This window comes from Larkinella sp., from assembly GCF_965227735.1.
Classification (GTDB): Bacteria; Bacteroidota; Bacteroidia; order Cytophagales; family Spirosomataceae; genus Larkinella.
Window position 1 is genome coordinate 861,711 of sequence record NZ_OZ245776.1, and the last position, 19,924, is coordinate 881,634.

Consider the following 19,924-nt stretch of genomic DNA (forward strand, 5'->3'; position numbering starts at 1 on the left):
TTAATCAGGCTTCGTTTTTTCGTAGGGAATATCCTTCCCGATGTACTTCTCCCACTCTTCCGTGCTCAGGTTGCGCTTCACTTTCCGGGCCAGCTCGGCATACAAATCCGCCGGGTCGATGTTGCGGATGCGCACCGTCCGGTCGGCCCCGCAGGCAATCAGCCGTTTGCCGTCGTTGCTGAACCGGATGGCCATCACCCAGGAGTCAAAATCGTTGATGACGATGGGTTGCTGCTGTTTAATCAGGTTGTTGTAATCCCAGATGTGAATCGACCAGTCGGCGCTGCTGCTGGCCACCAGTTTGCCGTTGGGCGAGAAAACAATATCGCTGACGGTGGACGAATGCCGCCCCGACAAGAGGCTGCCCACCGCTTCGGGGGCATTTCCGGTCAGTTTCCAGGCATAGAGCAGGCCCGTTGAGGTGCCGGTCAGAAGCTGCGTTCCATCCGGGCTGAACGCCAGAGCCGTTACCCGATTGCCAAACTGCCGCCGGGCAATGACTTCCGGTTTTTTCGTCAGATCGGCTGCGTCGAAACTCAGAATCTGCCCGTTGTTCGACCCACACACCAGCCGTTTGCCGTCGCGGGTGAGCCTGGCGCAGTAGATCGCAAAACCGGAATGTGTATTTTGCAACGAATCGAGCCGGTTGGCCGCTGGTTTCCAGCTCCGAACCTGCCCATCGCCACTGACGGAAATCAGCCGGGATGAGCCATCGGTCGGCAGCAACGCCAGCACCGGAACCGCATGAGCCTTGATGGCCGATGGAATGGCCTCCGGTTTATCCGTATTCCAGCCATACAGCCAGCCGTTTTCACTGCCACCAAACACGGTTTTCCCATCGGGACTAACCGCCACGGAACGGACGCCATTGGCACTTCGGCGGGGCGTTTTCAGGGATATGGGCGCACGGTTTAGTTCACCGTTTGCCCACAGTTTAACCGTACCATCGTCGCTCCCCGTCGCCATGAGCGGTCCGTTGGAACCGGGTTGCATCGCCACCGTTCGCACCACATCGGCGTGAGGGCGCAGCACGGTATTGGCATCCGACGATTTGGATAAGGCGTTGAAAATGTCCGGATTATCGGGCAAACCGCCATTTTTCACATTCAGGCGGTAGGCTTCCAGCGCCAGCAAAGCCGGCAGATCATCCTGCGTGTTTTCGTTGAGTTGATACGACTGAATCGCCACCGTCCGGGCCACGGCCTTTCCGCGTTGCTGCTCGGCAAATTGCTGGGCCGTCTGCGCCACCGACCGCTGTGATTCGGCTTCTTTCTGCGAGCCTTCGGCCCGGCTTTTCTGCTGTTCGGCTTCTTTTCGGGCTTCCTCAGCCTGATGACGTTGCCGCTGCGCATCATTCCGGGCTTCTTCGGCGCGTTGGGTCTGGGCCACGGCCAACTGGCGGGCGGTTTCAGCCTCCTGGCGTTTTAGTTCAACGGTTTGCTGTCCACGCACGGCAATCACCCGCTGTTCTTCGGTCAATCGCTTCTGCTGCTCGGCCATGATTTCCTGCTGCTCGGCGATTTTCTTCTGCGTGATGGCTTCCCGGGTCTGGGCTTCAGCGCGGTTTCGCTCAAAAAGGGCAATCTTTTTCTCGGCAATCGCCGTTTCTTCGCTCTGGAGGGCTTCGGTGCGCAAAACCGCCGAAACAATCAGGAAAAAGAGCGAGATCAACGAACCCACACCCAGGAAAGCCGCAAAAAACCGCGCCCGTTTCAGTTCCCGTTTCTGCCGTTCTTCCTTGTTTCGGATCTCAAATTCGTATTGATTCCGGCTGTACTCCAGAAAGTTGACCGCCCGTTCGAGATACGGGTCGTAGCGATTGGCCCAGGCCGGTGTCGGGCGGTTTTCGGCCAGCCACTTCAGGCCAATCTGTAGCTCGGGATTGACCCACAACCCGGTTTTTCCTTCGTGGTATAAGGTCGCCGATCGGCTGACCTGCTTGTAAAATTTCGCAGAATCGGTTTCTTCCTTGACCCAGGTTTGGAGTCGTTCCCACAAAATCATCAGCCGTTCGTGGCTAATATCAATGATCAGTTCGGGGTCGGCGTGCAGGGCAATCGACGGCGTTAAAAACGCGACATCCCGCTCCCGAAACCGGTTCAGGACATCGATCAACAGGTATTGATTAACGCCCGAAATTTCGCTGATGGTGCCTACGGGAATGGGCCGGATTACGCTCGTGTTGCCCGCTCCCAGCACGATCAGGGCTTTGAACAGCTTTTCGGTTGCCAACTGGCTTTTTTCATCCGGCAGATTCCCGTACACCTCCTCGGCGTGCACGGTGATGGCCTTCTGCATCGTACCAATGGCTTCGTAATCAGACAGATCAATGGGATTATCGGTATTGCGATTAAGCTGCCAGTAGTTCCACGTCCGCATGAGTGCGTGTTGCAGAATCGGCAGTTGATCGGCCCGGTTTCCAAGGTCGGAGAGCAGCCGGGTGGTAAGTTCTTCGGAAATACCGGCCCCCATCACCTGAATCGGCGTCACGATGGCCTTCCGGATTTCGTCCCGGTTCATTTTGGGCAACAGATACGAACCGTGGTTGATGGCTTCCGTCAGCCCTTCATAATCCGTGCAATCGTCCAGATAATCGGAGCGCATCGTCAACACGACATACACCGACTCACTTTGACGGCGGCTCAACCCCAGAATCAGGTTGATGAAACCCGTCACTTCTTCGTGGCCCTCATCGGTTGCTTGATAGCGAAACACGTCCTCAAACTGATCGATCACGAGCAGCAGGTTCGCATTTTTGCACCATTCAAAAAGGGTTTCGGGCTTGGCTCTCAGCCACGTCTCCACATCTTCCGGCGAAAACCGTTCGGCAAACGGGCGGTTTTGGCGGCCAAAAGTCTGGTGAAGTGCCAGGGCAAAATTCCGGTTCGGTGTTGCTTCAGGATTGAACGAAATTACCTGCCAGGTCTTGAACGGGGCCGATGGCAGGTTGTTCGTCAGCAGGCTCGGAACCAGACCGGCCTTGACCAGCGACGATTTCCCGCTCCCGGACGAACCCACAATGGCTAAAAAATGCGCATCGGCCAGCCGCTCTTTCAGGTCGTGAATCTGGTTTTCACGTCCAAAGAACAGCCGGGAGTCTTCCGGCTCGAAACTTCGTAAGCCCGGAAACGGGTTTGCAAAAGCAACTTGATGGTACGTTTCAATCATTCCCAGTCACAGCGGACTCCTGACAGCCCGGTTGTCATTTTAGTGTCGGCCTTCAAAACGGCCATTCGCTTTCGTCCCAGGTGTGTGTTTTGTTGTCTATGGCCGATGGAAATGCTGTTTGAAGCAAATGTAGGGGGCCTTTTCTAAAAAGAGTATCGCAATTCTCCCAACCACTATCGTATTTGTACCAAAAACAACTCAATTTACGTTCAGAGCCGATTGTTACCAAAAAAATGTATGTTTTTACTTAGTAATCTATCATTCGGTAGAAATCAGGCAAAAATCTAAGTAAAAACCGCTACCAGTCGTTCTCCTTTCCAATCTAAGAATTAGACAATTTCGCGGATCGTCGTTGCGAATAAAAAAGCAACTCTTTATACTCAATGTTACCACAAATAGCGTACCAGTAAACGGATTCAAAAACCGGGTAGTTTCGCGGAGTTGAGCGGAGGCCGAGTAGAGTTAAGCGGAGTTTATTACTTCTCCGCTCAACTCCGCGAAATAACTCTTTACGCTTTACTCAGCCTTTACGCCTTCAGATTGGTTCTACCAAGATGAGTCTACGAATAGTTGGGTGGGTATCGGTATTCTGGCTGGTGTCGATGGTCAGTTTTGGTCAATCAAAGCGCGTCATTGACCGCAACGCCATCGGTTGGTTTGTTTACAATGGCGATTACAAGCTGAGCAAAAAATGGTCGCTCCACACGGAATATCAATGGCGTCGCATCCAGTACGTGAAAACCTGGCAACAGTCGCTGGCACGATTGGGAGTCAATTACAAGCTGACCGACAAAGTCCAGCTTGGTGGCGGTTACACCCATTTTGTAACCTTTCCCTACGGCGATCACCCGGTGGCGGATCAGGGCGTGCCTACGCCGGAACACCGGTTGTATCAGGACATTCAACTCAACGACTCCGTGGGTCGGTTCCTGCTCTCCCACCGGTTCCGGTTTGAGGAACGCTGGCTCAGCCAGATTGCCGAAACGGGTTCCCGGCGCATCAGCGGCTGGGAATACGAAAACCGGGTGCGGTATCAGATTATGGTCGAATTACCCCTGCAGGGCGTCACTATTGATGACAACGAATTTTACCTGACGTTTTTCGATGAGCTATTCATCAGCTTTGGTAAAAACGCGGGGGTCAATATTTTCAACCAAAACCGGATTCTGGGCGGGCTGGGCTACCAGTTCCGGGACCATTTCAAGCTGGAAATGGGGTATTTGAATCAGATCACGCAGCACGCGGAAACCGACCCGATGTCTGGCAATCCGGTTTTTGAGTTCAATAAGGGTTTTCGGGTGAATGTGGTGTTTGAGTATTGATTTATTACACAGAGTTGATCAGAGAGAATCAGAGGTACGCAGAGAAAAATTTCCTCTGATAACCTCTGATCAACTCTGTGTAACAACTATCACTTGCCCGGTCCGGAGATCACCCCCAGATACCGCCCCATCCAGTACGGCAACAAAAACGAATCACCGGCGCTGAGTTCGCTCATGCCGTTGCCGCCGGGCCGGTCGAGTTTGAAGAGGTTGCGGTTGTGTTTGAGTTCCGGGCGCTCGTCGGGCGGCAGAACGGAGGTGGTGGTTTGTTCGCGGAAGTTTTCGGGCACGAAGTCCAGGTCTTTCCGGTGGCTGTTCACGACGCTCCACTCGATCATGTCCAGCGGAAACTCTCGCAAATGCCATATACTTTCGTCCAGATCGAAGGCGTTGGCTCCTGTCGATGCATAAATGAAGTTCCAGAGGCTGTTTTTCTCGGGCCGTTCAAATTCCCAATGCTCTTTGATCGTGGCCCCGAATTGTGTTTTCAGTTTTGAGTCAAACGCGTAGCGGTATAGACTCCCGTACGCCAGAAAATACATTTCGTCGTCGGAGTGATTCCACTCTTTCGAGAGCATTTTGGCCCAGTCGCTGGCGTTGGGCGGGGTTCTGCCAATATCACCCATCGGCCGCAGCAGGTTTTCGAGGTAGCCGTGTTTCTGCATCAGCTCATATGCTTTCTGCCTGTAGAGCGGTTTTTGGGTAAAGTGATAAGCTGCCTGCAAAAACGCAATGATGTTGGAGGAGTTGATTTTTCGGTCGCCCACCATCGTCGGGAAACCGTTGACATAATCCGGATGCCACTTTCCCCAAAGCGTCGGTTTGCCGTCAAAATCAATCAGATACCAATCGTTGTTGATGATATTCGTCATCAGTTTATCAATCAGATCGATGGCCCGTTTGCGGGTATCGCCGTCCGTTAATTCGGCAATCTGGGTGAGGGCAAAGAACTGGCCGACGGTCTGGTCGCTGCTGGTCGTGCCGCGCCAGTCCCAGTTACCATCTTTGGCGTGGGTCCAGCCGTTGGTCAAACCGCCGTCCCACTGTTCCGGTTTGAACTTGAAATACCCTTTCCGCTCGAATCCCCGGGCGAAGTAGCCTTTCATGCCGGTGATGGTAAAGAGCCGCTCCATGGCGTCGAACGACTCCATCCAGTTTTGCTGAGCCTCGGGGTCGCCGGTTACTTTATGGCGATACAACTGGCTGACCAGATACATGGCTGTCCAGAGGTTGTCGCTGTCGCGCTGGCCCATTTCGAAGGTGGATAAATCGCCGTTTTTGAGCGTCGAAACGTCGCAGTTGAAACCGTAACGGATGTGTCGTTGACGCACCTGTTTTTCATAGACCAGCGATTTGTCGTACAGCGTCATCGGCTTGAACCGGATCTCGCCCAGCCCTTTGTTCGTCAAAATCAAGACACCGCTTTCAGGCCCTTCCGAAATATGAATAATCCGATTTCCCGGCACCCAGCGTTCGCCATAATAATAATTAAATTTTCCGTCCGGGCGCAGCATAAAAGCACCTAATTTGGTGCCAAACCAGAGGTTACCGTGCGCATACGACATGGTGGTCAGATCCGTCACCGGCAGTTTCTTCTGCATCGGCCCAACGGTTTTATTCAGGGCCGGATCGAAAACCAGGTAGCCGTCGTGCGTTCCGAGGTAAAGCTGGTTTTTCACGATTTCAAAACAGGTCAGTCCAGGTTGCCGGAAGACGGTTTTCAGGGATTTGTCCGCCAGCGAAAACGCACTCACGGACTGTTCACCCAGAATCCAGAAGCGGTTTTGAGCCGCTTCGAACCGGATCTCCCTGACCTGATCCGCGGCCAGTTTTCCCGTCCAGATCACCGCCGAATCCTGAATCATTTTCAGCGTGCTACCATCCGAAACCAGAAACGAAAACCGGTCGACGCCCGGACAGAAAATCCGGGCATTCGGCAAACCGTGCCGCGACAGTAGCTTCCCGGCCCAGGCATTGCTCAGGACGGTTTGATCGTCGAGGTACACGAATTGCTCCTGAACGATGGCCAGACTCGCCAGCTTTTTATCGGCCATGGGGCGGTAGGCCCGAACCGGTTCCAGCGTTCCCGGATACTGAAACTGACCGCCATTGGGTTGCAGTAATCCTTTGGCCGAGAGCACCTGAATGATGCCATTTCGGTCCGCAAAAACCCGGGAGAGTTCGAGCGTCGTGTCTTTCAGGTAGTGCTTGACGCTGTAGTCCTGATTATAGGGAATATCCTGATAAACTGACTGTTGTGCATTCGCTTTAAAGACAACTAAAAGAAACAAGAAGTAAAAACCTTTCATAAATCTTGCGTTAGGGTTAAAGAGTTATTTCGCAGAGTTAAGCGGAGGAAATCAGAGTTTATCAGAGTTTTTTTTCTCTGTGTAACTCTGATTTCCTCCGCTTAACTCTGCGAAACAACCCTTTTTTATCTATTTCACCGGCGCAGAAATCACCCCCAGATACCGCCCCATCCAGTAGGGCAGGAGCCAGATATCACCCGCGCTGTGTTCCGAGCCACCAGTCCGGCCTTTGCGGTCCAGATTGAACATGTTGCCGTTGTGTCGTTGGATGGGCCGCTCGTCGGGGGGCAGCACTTCCTTCGTCGTTTGCTTGCGGAAGTTGTCCGGCAGCAGTTCGATGTCTTTGCGGTGGCTGTTCTGAATCGACCAGTCGATGAGGTCAAGCGGGTGTTCGCGCAGATACCAGGCGGCTTCGTTCAGGTCAAATTCCTTCGTGCCGGTCAGGGCCGTGAAGATGTTCCAGGCACCCTCCTTTTCGGGCCGTTCCGCCTGCCAGTGGTCAATGATCTGCTGTTTGTATTTGGCTTTCAGGGTGTCGTTGAGTGCATACCGATATAGTCCCCAGTAGCCAACGAAATACATCTCGTCGTCCGAGTGATTCCAGCCATCGGACATGTGTTTGGCGTGTTCGTCGGCATCCGCCGGGGCTTTCCCGATTTCGTTCATCGACCGCATCTGGTTGGTCAGATAGCCGTGTTTCTGCATCAATTCCAGAAGCTTCTTTTTGTACTTTTCCTTTTTCGTGAAATGGTAAGCGGTTTGCAGCATCGCCGTGATGTTCGACGAATTCAGCTTCCGGTCGCCCACATTAGTCGGGAACGAATTGACGTAGGTCGGGTTCCATTTGCCCCACATCGTCGGTTTTCCGTCGAAATCGATGAGGTACATATCATGGCTGATGATGTGACTCATCAGCGTGTCGATGAGCGTGATGGCCCGGCTTTTCAGGTTTTTATCCGGAATCAGTTCGGCCATTGCGCCGAAGGCGAAAATATGCCCAATCACCTCGTCACTGCTCGTGGTCGATTTCCAATCCCACTCCTTATCACTGGCGTGTTGCCACCGATCCGAATCGGATAGTTCCTTCATGTGTCCACTGCGTTCGAACGAGCGGGCCGGAAAACCCGGCACCGGCGTGATGGTGTAAAGCCGCTCCATCGCATCGAGCGACTCCCGGCAATTTTGCAACGCTTCCGGATCTTTGGTGGCCGCATAGCGGAAAATCTCCCCGCCCAGATACATCGAAGTCCACAAACCGTCGTTGTCGGAATCGTCCAGATACCCCGTCGCCAGATTGCCTTTTTCCATCCGGTCCAGCGTCGAATTAAATCCCACCCGGATGTGACGGCTCCGAACCTGATTGTCAAAAAAGACGGCTTTATCATAAAGTGTCATCTGCTTGAAACAGATTTGTCCCAATCCGGCTTTAGTCAGAATCAATACCGAATTTTTGGGACCTTTCGAAATGTGCGTCACCTCATCGCCCGGTAGCCAGCGTTCACCGTTGTAGTAATCAAACTTGCCGTCCGGGCGCAAGGCAAACGCGCCTTTGGTCGAGCCAAACCACAATTTACCGTCCACTTCCGCCACGGCGGTAATTTCGGTCCACGGCAATTTCCGGCGAATGGCTCCCAATTGCTTTTTCGTGGCCACATCGAATTCCAGGTACCCATCGTTCGTTCCAACAATGACTTTTTTACCCTGACTTGTCACATCGAAAGCCGTAAAACCGGTTCCGCCCAGCACTTTCATCAGTTTTGTACCCGAAACCGACAGGGTGTACAACGATTTTTTTCCCAGAATCCAGAACTGATTCGCGCCAGGCTGGTAGCGAATCGCCACGGTTTCATCACCTGGCAAACTGCCTTTCCAAAGGCTTTTAGCGTCTTTTACCAGATTTAGAGAAGAGCCGTCGGATACCAGAAACGTAAAATCCGGCCCACCCTGAAAGAATTTGGCATTCGGGAGATCGTGTGCGGAGAACAGCTTTCCCGCCCAGGCATTGGCAAATACCACCTGATCACTGAGGTAGACAAATTGCTGCTGGTAGCTGCCCAAGGCCACAAGTTTTTTATCCTTCATAAACCGGTAGGTGTTGTCGGGTTGCAGGGTGCCGGGATAGAGAAACTGGCCGTCGTGCGGGTGCAGCAAATCGCCTTTGGACGTCAGAATCTGAATGGCGCCGTTGCGGTCGGCCTGCGCTTCCATCAGGTCGCCACTGGGCTTGTCCGCATAAAATTTAATGCTGTAATCCTGCCAGTAGGGTTTGTCCTGGTAAACCGGCTGCGTCTGAGCGGAACAAACGCTGGAGAAAATGACAAAAAGAAAACTGTAAAGTGGTGTTCGCATGAGGATTGTGATTTTGTCCACCCCGTCAGCGGTCGGAGACCCTGACAGCGGTGATCGTAGAGGGGTGGTATTAGTTTAAAAATCTGCTTGATGCTTCCACCGCTGTCAGGGTCTCCGACCGCTGACAGGGTGCGTTACTTGATCGCTTTCCGACGTTGCATCATTTCGCGCCAGGTCGTCAGCACGATGCCTTCGGACTCGATAAATGCTTTCAGTTCGGGGTCCATCATCGACAGCATGTCGGCATACCGCGAACCGCCGGAACCGCTGATGTATTTGAAGGTTTCGTTCAGGTCGTTGCTGTGGATGATAATCATGGCCACGCCCGGCTTCATTTTTGTCAGAATTTCTTTAAACCGCTTCGTTTTGTATTTCCCCCAGACTTCCGGACTCGGGTCCTTCACGTCTTTCGGTTTCCACTGTCCGGTATCGGCGTAGAGATCATCGAGGACGGGCAAGCCCGATTTCCAGATTTTTTCGCCGATGGCCGGAGCCTGTTTGAGCGACTCCGGAATGGGCAGATTCATGCCTTCCCGGTATTTCCCTTCCGCTTTCAGTTTGTCGATCACCGGCTGAATTTCGCTGTCGACCAACAATGTGTTGTTACCACCGGGAAACATGATCGGAATGCCGTAATCGACGCCCACTTTGATGTATTTTTCCAGAAAAGCCGGGGTGGCAAACAGCGTTCCCATGTGCGAATCGAGGTGCGTCGGTTTCAGGCCCATTTTGATAGCCCGGTCGATCTGCGCCCGCATTTCCAGTTCCAGTTCGTCGGGCCTGGCATGCTTCACCACGTCGGCTACTTCCGGCCACAGAGCCCCTTCCGAATCGGTCAGGCTCGGCACCTGCTTGATACCCGCCAGGGGCGACCAGCGGTAGTCTTTCCATTCGGAGGTGAGTGTCAGGTGAATACCGGCATCGACCGTCGGATTTTTCAGGGCGTATTTGATAAAACTGGCCGACCACGCACACGGCATCATGATGCTCGTCGAGGTCGCCACACCCTGTTCGATGGACTTGATGGTTCCCTGATTGGCCGACAGAAACATGCCCGCATCATCGACGTGGAAGATGACGATTTTCTTGCCCTTCGGGTAGCCAAGCTGCTCGGCGTAGGTGGTTTTCGGCTGTGCAACCCCGTAGGAACTAGTTACCAGAACGAGGATGCTTGTTAGTAATTTGTTCATATCGTTATTTAATTGTTTCACAGAGTTGATCAGAGGAAATCAGGGTTTATCAAAGTTTTTCTGGTAAACTCTGATTTCCTCTGATCAGCCCTGTGTCATAACCTCTCATTCAATCATTTTCAAATACCGCCCCATCCAATACGGCAGCAACCAGAAAACCGGTTCGCGTTCGATGCCGGGATCGCCGTTGATGGCCGACCACGGGTTTTTGTCCCAGCGAACGACGGTTCGGATGCTGGCGGGCGGCAACTCATTGATCTGCAATTCATCCAGAACCGGGTGTCGCGAAATCCGAACGTCTTCCCGCTTCGTGTGATCGAACGGCCAGTTGACCAGATCCAGGGGCGTATCGACCAAAAAATCCACGGATGCCGCCAGTTCGGTTTTCTTGTTCCGGGAAAAACAATAAAAGAAATTGACCAGCGGATTGTGGTCACCCCGGCGTCGTTCCATCCACGCGTCCATGTGTTTTTCGTAGAACGCCCGCAGCTTGGGATCTTTCTCGCACCGGATCAGAATCGGATAGACATATGCCTGCAACATGACATCGAAATAGATGAACCAGGCCGGATTCTGCTGCGCAATCTGCGCCATGTTGTCGAGGTAATGCTCCTGATCAATGAGCCGCCGGTATTCTTTTTCGTACTTCGCCTGACCCGTGACGTGGTGCGCCAGCTTCAGAAACGACAGCATTTCCATCGAATTCTGGCTGCGGTCGGGCGTCCACTCCGGGTCGTGGTTCAGTTGCTCCGGCGACCAAACCGCCCAGCGCGTCGGCTTGCCGTCGACATCGACCAGGTTATAATTGTGTTTGATCAGGTAGTCCACAATCCGGGCAATGTGCTGGCGGACGACGGTTTTTTCGGCCTCATCCGCCACCAGTTCATAATAAAGGTAGTAGCCAATCATGTGGCCGCACAGTTCATCGCTGCTCGTGTCACCTTTCCAGAGCCACTTTCCGTCTTTCGATTTCCGCCAGCGGGTTTCCACCGGTTTGAAACGCGGTTCTTTCACCAGTTCGTCGGCCCGTTCCCGCGCCGTGAAGGTGCGGTTTCCGTCGTGAACGCTGGTCCAGTTCACCGGCACAAGGGTTCGGGCAAAAAAACCGTCGGTGTCTGTTACTTCCTGCAACAGTTTCAAAAACCCGAAAGCTTTGGCGGCCTTCGCCTTCGCGTCCGGGCTTTGGATGGTGGCATACCGGAAGCATTCCATTGCCAGGTAGTTGCCGGTGTATTCGCCGTCGTTGTCGTCGTCATCGGGTGCCCAGGTCGTGGTGTCGCCGGGCGTCAGCAGCTTACACTGCCCCGCAATCCACGGTTCGCGGATGTGGCGTTTCATCAGGACGTCGTAGAAATAATTGTTCTTTTGCGCCAGATTCATCTTCCGTTTTTTGATCGCACTCACACCTTTCGCCGTGGCAATCCAGGCATTTCCGGCGGCATCGAACGCCAGGTCGTTGACGTGATCGTCGAGCAACCAGCGTCGGCTGAACCGCAGCGAATGACGACCATCAGGTTGATACCGCACGACACCCACCTCGGTTCCCACCCACATCGACCGGTCGGGCGCTTGTTCGACACAAGTCACAAAATTGGATGGAATGCCTTCCTCCTGCCGCAGTGTCTTTACTTTCTGATGCTGGTTCACAACGGTCACCCCACCCAGTCCGCCCGCCCAGAGGTTTTGCGCCGAATCGAAGGCAATTCCCTTGATGTAAGCACTGATCAGCCGATCGGTTTTGTACAGATGGACGGTCGAGTCGGCCTGGCTGTGGTATAAACCGACATCAGTGGCCACCCAGATACCGCCCTGCCGATCCGATACCACATCCCGAATCGAGCGGGCTATCGGGTATTTTTTGGGTTGCCAACCCGCAGCCGTATGCAGCCAGACGCCGTGGGGACCGAGGGCATAAATGCCTTCGCTGGCAACGCAAAGGGCCGAAATGGGCGCGACCGGCCCGTTCATCCGTTCCAGTTTCCGTTCTTTAAACCGGTAAACACCGTTCCAGGTCCCCAGCCAAACCGCCGAATCGGTAGCCACTTCAACGGCAAAAGCCGGGCCTTTGTCGGCTTCCGTCATTACAGGAGTCCAGGTGTTCTGGTCGGCCGGTTTTCTGAAGATCCCGGCGGCTGTAGCGACCCAAACCGTCGATTCACGGTCGACGGCCACACTCCGTACCTCGTTTTCGTCGGGTCGGGTGCCGATCGGATACGCTTCGTGGTATTCCTGCCAGAAAGCCGAATCCTGGTAAACGGCTGCTTCTTCCACAACCCGATTGCCCGATCCACACGACCAGAACAGGCCGAGCAGCAGGTACAGCGGGAGTGTATAGAGACTTCGTTTTGGGTGCATGAACGATCCGGAACGGTTTCTGCTGTAGTATACTCCGCAATCGGAATTCCGGGCTATCGGGCCGGGGACGCAAATTTCAGGTTTTCCGAAAACGAAAAGATTAACGCAGCGGTAATAGTCCTTTTCGCAATTTTGGCAGTATTTCCATTGGTAAAAATGAGTCCCTATGAAATTTCACCTGCCGTTTACGCTGCGTTCTGCTTCTTTTCTATTCCTTTTCCAATCCTTCCTGCCTGCTCAGGCCCAGGAACATAAATCGTATCTCCCATCGGTTTACCCGGACCGGTTAACGTTGGGATGGCAGGACAATCCGGCCACCTCGCAGTCGGTCAACTGGCGAACCGATTCAACCATCACCAATGCCGTGGGTATGATTGCGGAGGCTGATCCTTCGCCCGATGTGGCCGCGAAAGCCATTACTGTTCCCGCTACGACCCAGGCCGTCAAGCTGGATGGCACCACGAAGCTGTATCATACCGTTCATTTCAAAAACCTGAAACCAGCCACGAAATACAACTACCGCGTGGGCAACGGAACCTATTGGACCGAATGGTTCCAGTTTACAACGGCCAGCGACAGTCCGGTTCCGTTTTCCTTTATTTACTTTGGTGATGCGCAGAACGACATCCGCTCGCTCTGGTCGCGGGCCATTCGCGGGGCGTATTCCACGATGCCGAAAGCCGCTTTCATGATTCACGCGGGGGACCTGATCACGACATCCAACGCCGACTGGCAGTGGGGCGAATGGTTCGAAGCCGGTGGCTGGATCAACGGCATGGTGCCGACATTGGCTACGCCCGGCAATCACGAATATTTTAAGGATGACGACGAGCAGCGGAAGGTGTCGCGGCATTGGCGACCATCGTTTGTGCTGCCCGAAAATGGCCCCGAAAAACTGAAAGAAACCGCCTATTACGTCGACTACCAGGGCACCCGGTTTGTTTCGCTGGATTCGCAGGGCGCCTTGCTCGACTCGACGGTTTTGGATCAGCAGGCCGACTGGCTCGTGAAGGTGTTGACCAACAACCCCAACCGCTGGACGGTGGTAACGCACCACCACCCGATTTATTCGACCAAAAGCGGGCGTGACAACCAGGAATGGCGCGACAAAATGGAGCCTCTGTATAAAAAATACGGCGTCGATCTGGTGTTGCAGGGGCACGACCACACCTACGGACGCGGATTGAACATGCCCCTGGGAAAAAGCCGGAAGTACCCCGACGGGCCGGTGTATGTGGTGTCGGTGAGCGGGCCGAAGATGTATGACATCGGTTTGCAGGACTGGATGGACCGGGCAGCTTCCAACACGCAGTTGTACCAGATCGTTTCCATCGACGGCGGGAAGCTTGCTTACCAGTCGTTTACGGTAACGGGCGAACTCTACGATTCGTTTGAACTGGCTAAAAATGCCAAAGGCAAGAACCAGCTCACCGACCGGTCGCCCGCGCTCAAACCCGAGCGGCTCGACCTGCCCATTGAATACCAGAAGCGATTCAAACCGGAACAACTGGAAGAATACAACCGGAAATACAAGGAATATAAAGCCCGAAAAAACCAGTAAAATCACCTAAAAACCGCCTTGCGCAAATTGAGGATAGATTTACGTATTTTGCGACGGATCTATCAAAAAAAATGACCAATTTTAGCTTAACAACAGCCAGTTGCTGAACAGGTCACACCACTGAAGAGAACGAGTACCCAATCGCCCGTAATTTTTAACGTTTCCTAATCACCCACGACAATGGATTGTCTAAATGAACGTATTCTCCGCAGAGTGATCCAGGGCGATCAGGCTGCTTTTGCGGAGTTATATAAGTACTACCGGACACCGGCTCTTAAATTCTGCATCACGCTTCTGAAGGATGAAGAAGAAGCCGAAAACATGATTCACGAAGTTTTTATCAAAATCTGGGATCGACGCTCGCAAATTAACCCTACCCTTAACTTTACCTCGTATCTGTTTACCTGTCTGCGGAATATGGCCTTCGACCATCTGAAAAAGATGGAGAAGAACAACCAGCTTAAACAGCAGTATATGGAAAAAATGGCAGCCGCCCGCGACGAAGAACTGGAAGATAAAGAAATGAAGTTCCAGCTTCTCTACACGGCCGTAAACCTGCTGTCTGAAAAACGGAAGCAAATTTTATTTCTCAACATCGAGGAAGGAAAATCTTACCAGGAAATTGCGGAAATGTTGATGATTTCAAAAAATACCGTTAAGAACCAGTTGGTAAAAGCGAAGCAATTTCTTCGCGAAAAGGTTGACATGGCGGCTTTATAATCCGGCTTACTCCTATTCCCGGTTTTTGTTCAGAAAGCCATTCGACTCCCACCGTTCGAATGGCTTTCGACTTTTATAAGCCCCCGATTCCGACCGGTTTTATCAAAAATATTTCTCTGATCAATAGTCTTTTACCAAGTCGGCACAGTATTATAGGCAACTTACCAAACTACCGATAGAATGGTACGGTCCCGCGCCGAATATTTGATTAACAAACTCATCAGCAACACGCTGACGGGGAAAGAATTGGATGAATTGCTGGAGGGGCTGGGAAAAGATGAGACACTACAGGAGTATTCGCCGATTCTGGAAAACTATTTCAATGAACTGGTTGAAGAAGAACGTTCACCTTCCAACTCAGAACCAACTATAAAACCGGATGATGAGACCGCCCTCACGCGGTCGAAACGGCCGTCCCTGCCAATTCGAACATTCTATACCGATTACCGGGGCATAGCCGCCTTCGTCACCCTTTTGTTTAGCCTGGGTACCTTATACTACTTTTTCGCCACCGGCAATTCGACGCTCCCGATTGCCCTAAACCAACCCAAAACCGCCACTTTTGCACCGAACACACCTACCAAAGAAGAAACCGTACCACGCGGAAAACGGAAAAGTCTGCGCCTGAGCGACGGCAGTGTGGTGAAACTCAATTCGGACACCAAAATACGGTTTCCAAATGCCTTCGGTCAGGCCGTCCGGACGGTTGCTTTGCAGGGAGAAGCTTTTTTTGACGTGGAACGGGACGAATCAAAACCGTTTGTCATTTCGGTGGGTAATCTTCGTATAAAAGTACTCGGAACGTCTTTTAATGTAAAGAATTATGACGACGAAAATGAGGTAGAAATAACCGTCCGATCCGGCCGGGTTAGCGTCAATTTAAATGCCCAATCATCGACACCCATTATTCTGATAAAAGATCAAAAATTAATCTATTCCAAATCGACTGAATCGTTCCGGATTACCGATGTCAATGCTGTGCAGGAAAGCAGTTGGGTAAACGGCTCGCTGCAATTCAATAACACGCCCATGATTTCCGTCGAGCGGACGTTGGAAAAGTGGTATGATGTCGATATTATCATTGAAAACAAAACACTTTATCAGACATCATTTACGGGAGTTCATCTGAACGAAAGTCTCGATTCTATGTTAGAATCAATCACTTACGCAATCGATGCACAATACGAAATAAACGGCAAAACCGTGATCATTCGAAATTAACAATATCATAAAAAGGGAAACAATGAAAATGAACGAAAACACCTCTTAATTTGATGTGGCAAGCGACCTTACGGATAAAATTAAATTCATTTTTATCTACAGATAATTCCTACTTAATTAATACTTCTATGAACTCGAACTCTATTATTCCACGAATGCTAAGGCATTTGTGTACAGTAGCACTGTTGGCGGGGTTGTGTTTCTCGGCAGCATGGGCAGATCGACCGGAAATCGATCTGGAAAACGTTAAAATATCCCTGGTCCGGGAAGAAGGATCGATCCAGAAAATCATCGGCAAGATCACCAAAATCACCGGTTATGTATTTCTGTATGAAGACAACCTGAAAAGTGAACTCGAAAAGCGTGTCAAAATCGAGAATGGCAACAATCTACAAAGCATCCTGGCCAGCATTTCCCAACAATCGGCGCTGGAATTCAAAGCGGTAAACAAGAACATCGTCATTCGGAAACGTTCCGGGCAACCATCGGAACCGACTGAGATCAAGCAAGGCCGCAAAGTCAGTGGCCGGGTCACCTCCAGCGTCGACGGCGCTTCCCTGCCCGGTGTGAACGTGGTTCTGAAAGGCTCACAAACCGGTGCCAACACCGACGGAAACGGCCAGTATACCATTGATGTAACGGGTTCAAATCCGATCCTGGTTTTTTCGTACATCGGTTTTGAGACCCAGGAAATTGCCGTCGGAAGCCGCAGCTCGGTTGACCTGACGCTGACCGAAAGCGGTGTAACGTTGAATGAAGCCGTTGTGACGGCCCTCGGTATCAAACGCGAAAAACGGTCCCTGGGCTATGCCGTTCCTGAATTGAAAGGAAACGATCTGACCAATGTAACCCAGGAAAATGCCATGAACTCGCTGGCGGGCCGGGTGCCGGGGGTTGCCATCAACCAGACCAGCGGGGTGGGCTCTTCCATCAGCGTCGTGATCCGGGGTGCCAAATCGCTGACGGGCGACAACCAGCCGCTGTTCGTCATCGACGGAGTGCCGGTGGCCAACGGATTGAACAACCTCCGTTCGATGGGCGACCGCAACAACGTCGACTACGGAAACGCCATCTCCGACCTGAACCCGGAAGATATCGAAAGCATTTCGGTGCTGAAAGGCCCCAGTGCAGCCGCTCTGTATGGCTCACGCGCCGGGAACGGGGTTATTCTGGTGACGACCAAAAAAGGCACCAAAGGCAAAGGCGTTGGCATCACCTTCTCAACCAGCAATGTATTTGAACGGCCTTACCGCTACCTGGATTTTCACTACAAATACGGCAACGGCGACCGCAATAACCGCCTGGACGAAAGTTCGGCCTACTGGGGTGGCCCGGCGCTCGATGCCGGCATCAACGCCGTTCAGTGGAACAGCCCGGTGGGTGCCGATGGCAATAAAGTCGCTGCGCCACTGGTGTCGTATAAAGACAACATGAAGAACTTCCTGGAAACCGGAATTACCTCAACCAACAACATTGCGCTGGCGGGCTCAGGGGACAAAACAACCTACCGGATTTCGTTCAATAACATGACGAACAAGGGCCTGATTCCGAACTCGGACTTGTTCCGGAATTCGCTGGCAACGGCGGTGGCGTTCGACATCAGCAAAAATTTCAAACTGAGCACGAACCTCAACTTCGTTCGGTCGAAATCGAACAACCGCCCTTCCACCAACAACCGGGGTGCTAACCCACTCGAAGCGGTTTACCTCTATCCACACGTCGATGTTCGTCAATTGACCAACTATTGGGTGCCGGGGAGCGAAGGCATTCAGCAACGGTCGGTTTCTTCCAACGGCGATAACCCCTATTTTCTGGCCTACGCCCTCAACAACGGCTTCGTCCGCGATCGCGTTTTCGGAAATATCAAACTCGACTGGACCATTTCGCCCGAACTGTCGGCCTACGCCCGGGTTTCGCACGACCAGTTTGCCGAAAACCGGGAAACCAAAATTCCCTGGAGCTACTCCCGGGGCCGGAATGGTGGCTATTACCTGCAGGACATTGCCCGGTATGAAACCAATGCCGACGCCATGGTGACCTACCGCAAGAAAATCAGCGATTTCGACTGGAGCATCTCCGGCGGTGGAAACGTCATGAAGCAAAATTACCGCGATTCCTACATGGGCGGAGCCATCCTGACCATCCCGAACCTGTACCGGATTTCCAACATTCCGAATACCGCCCTGCAATTCTCCAACAGCACGTATGAAAAGGCTATTTACAGCTTGCTGGGAACGGCCTCGCTGGGATTCAAAGACCAGCTTTACCTGGATTTGACGGCCCGTAACGACTGGTCGAGTACTTTGCCTGCCGCCAACCGCTCCTATTTCTACCCCTCGGCATCGCTGAGCTGGCTGGCCAACTATACCTTCAACCTGCCGTCGGAAATTTCGCTGCTGAAATTCCGGGCCAACATCGCGCAGGTCGGGAACGACACCGATCCTTATCGGCTGGTTCCGGCCCTGGGAACCGGTTCGTGGGGAAGCCTGATTACGACCAATGTATCGGGAACCCTGCTGAACCCGCAACTGAAACCGGAAATTCAGACCTCGACCGAATTCGGGGTGGAATTGAATCTGTTCAATAACCGCCTGCGGTTCGACGGAACGTATTACAACGCCGAGAACAAAAACCAGATTCTGACCGTCACGACGCCCGCGTCCTCGGGTTTTGGCAGCAAGCTGATCAACGCCGGGGCGCTGGTGAGCAAAGGCTGGGAAATCGTGTTGGGCGGAACCCCCATCAAAAGCACCAATGGCTGGAACCTGGATCTGAACGTCAACTTCACCCGCAACCGGACGACCATCAAAGAACTGGCACCGGGCATCGATTTCTACCAATTGTGGGACGACAACAACGGGGGAGCCTTCTCCTTCGTAGGTGAAGAAATCGGAAACCTCTACAGCCGGGGCTTTGCCACGGTGCAAGATGCGTCTTCGCCCTATTACCGCTGGCCAATCCTGACCCGCAACGGCGAATGGACGGCCGTCAACGACCGGGACAAGCGGGTGAAAGTCGGCAACTTCAACCCCCGGTTTATGATGGGGATGCAGGCATCGCTTTCCTACAAACGCTTTACGCTGAATGCCAGCTTCGACTGGCGGAGCGGAGGCAACTTCCAATCGTATACGTACCGCTACGGCGAGTCGGACTGGCGGTCACAACGGCAGCTTGACAACCTGATCCCGGGCGGAACGATGTCATCGACGGACCTGGTGAACCTGCTCAAGTCGGACCCGGAAAAATACATCATCCCGCAAAACGGCAACTTCCCGCGTGTCGGGGGGCATACGCAGGCGACGGGTGGTATGGGCTTCGATTCCAACGGCGACGGTGTGCTTGAATACGACGGCGGTTTTATTCCGGGCGTCATCCAGAATGCCGATGGCACGTATACCGAACACCTGGGCGGCACGGGAACCAACATTTACCCGATCACCGACACCTACCCGTGGAGCTTTAACCAGCAGATCACCTTCGACGCTTCGTTTGTCAAACTGCGGGAAATCTCCCTGGGCTATAACATTCCGAAACTGTTCGGACTGCGCAATGCCAACATTTCGGTCTATAGCCGGAACATCATTCTGTGGACGGCGGCTAAAATCGGGATCGATCCCGAACGGGCTTTCCAGGCCGATGGTGGCCGGTTCCGTCAGGGCATCGAATTGCAGAACGTCATGCCCTGGACCATTCCGGTTGGCTTTAAAGTAGGCTTCAGTCTGTAATCGT

10 protein-coding genes are annotated in these 19,924 nt (G+C 52.9%); 5 read left to right on the top strand and 5 right to left on the bottom strand.

Annotation, left to right across the window (positions count from 1 at the left end; translation table 11 throughout):
* Positions 1–3,168 (bottom strand): hypothetical protein, encoded by a 3,168-nt coding sequence (locus ACO064_RS03455; protein ID WP_421826015.1) that lies wholly within the window; start codon positions 3,166–3,168, stop codon positions 1–3.
* Between the two features lie 554 nt (positions 3,169–3,722).
* Between ACO064_RS03455 and ACO064_RS03460 the strand changes: the two genes are divergently transcribed.
* Positions 3,723–4,490 (top strand): DUF2490 domain-containing protein, encoded by a 768-nt coding sequence (locus tag ACO064_RS03460; protein WP_421826016.1) that lies wholly within the window; start codon positions 3,723–3,725, stop codon positions 4,488–4,490.
* 89 nt (positions 4,491–4,579) lie between these two features.
* On the opposite strand, the gene ACO064_RS03465 is transcribed toward ACO064_RS03460, so the two are convergent.
* The 4 genes from ACO064_RS03465 to ACO064_RS03480 all read right to left on the bottom strand — a co-directional run bounded on the left by ACO064_RS03465 (position 4,580) and on the right by ACO064_RS03480 (position 12,693).
* Positions 4,580–6,799, bottom strand: a complete 2,220-nt coding sequence (locus tag ACO064_RS03465) for a hypothetical protein (protein WP_421826017.1) — start codon at positions 6,797–6,799, stop codon at positions 4,580–4,582.
* 129 nt (positions 6,800–6,928) lie between these two features.
* Entirely contained in the window at positions 6,929–9,148 is a 2,220-nt protein-coding gene (locus ACO064_RS03470) for a hypothetical protein (RefSeq protein WP_421826018.1), read from the bottom strand.
* Between the two features lie 134 nt (positions 9,149–9,282).
* A complete protein-coding gene (locus tag ACO064_RS03475; RefSeq protein ID WP_421826019.1) occupies positions 9,283–10,338 on the bottom strand; it encodes a polysaccharide deacetylase family protein in 1,056 nt (351 codons plus the stop codon).
* Positions 10,339–10,443: 105 nt separating this feature from the next.
* Positions 10,444–12,693, bottom strand: coding sequence for a ligand-binding sensor domain-containing protein (locus ACO064_RS03480; RefSeq protein ID WP_421826020.1), 2,250 nt, complete (start codon positions 12,691–12,693; stop codon positions 10,444–10,446).
* A gap of 166 nt (positions 12,694–12,859) precedes the next feature.
* On the opposite strand from ACO064_RS03480, the gene ACO064_RS03485 reads away from it, so the two are divergent.
* From ACO064_RS03485 to ACO064_RS03500, 4 genes are all read left to right on the top strand, one after another.
* Positions 12,860–14,254 carry a metallophosphoesterase gene (locus ACO064_RS03485; RefSeq protein ID WP_421826021.1) on the top strand — a complete coding sequence of 465 codons (1,395 nt, stop codon included), beginning with the start codon at positions 12,860–12,862 and terminating at the stop codon, positions 14,252–14,254.
* Positions 14,255–14,434: 180 nt separating this feature from the next.
* Positions 14,435–14,974, top strand: coding sequence for an RNA polymerase sigma factor (locus ACO064_RS03490; protein WP_114407891.1), 540 nt, complete (start codon positions 14,435–14,437; stop codon positions 14,972–14,974).
* 180 nt (positions 14,975–15,154) lie between these two features.
* On the top strand, positions 15,155–16,195 hold the full coding sequence (locus tag ACO064_RS03495) for a FecR family protein (protein WP_421826022.1): 1,041 nt from the start codon (positions 15,155–15,157) through the stop codon (positions 16,193–16,195).
* Positions 16,196–16,362: 167 nt separating this feature from the next.
* Entirely contained in the window at positions 16,363–19,920 is a 3,558-nt protein-coding gene (locus ACO064_RS03500) for a SusC/RagA family TonB-linked outer membrane protein (protein WP_421826023.1), read from the top strand.
* The last annotated feature ends 4 nt before the right edge of the window (positions 19,921–19,924 follow it).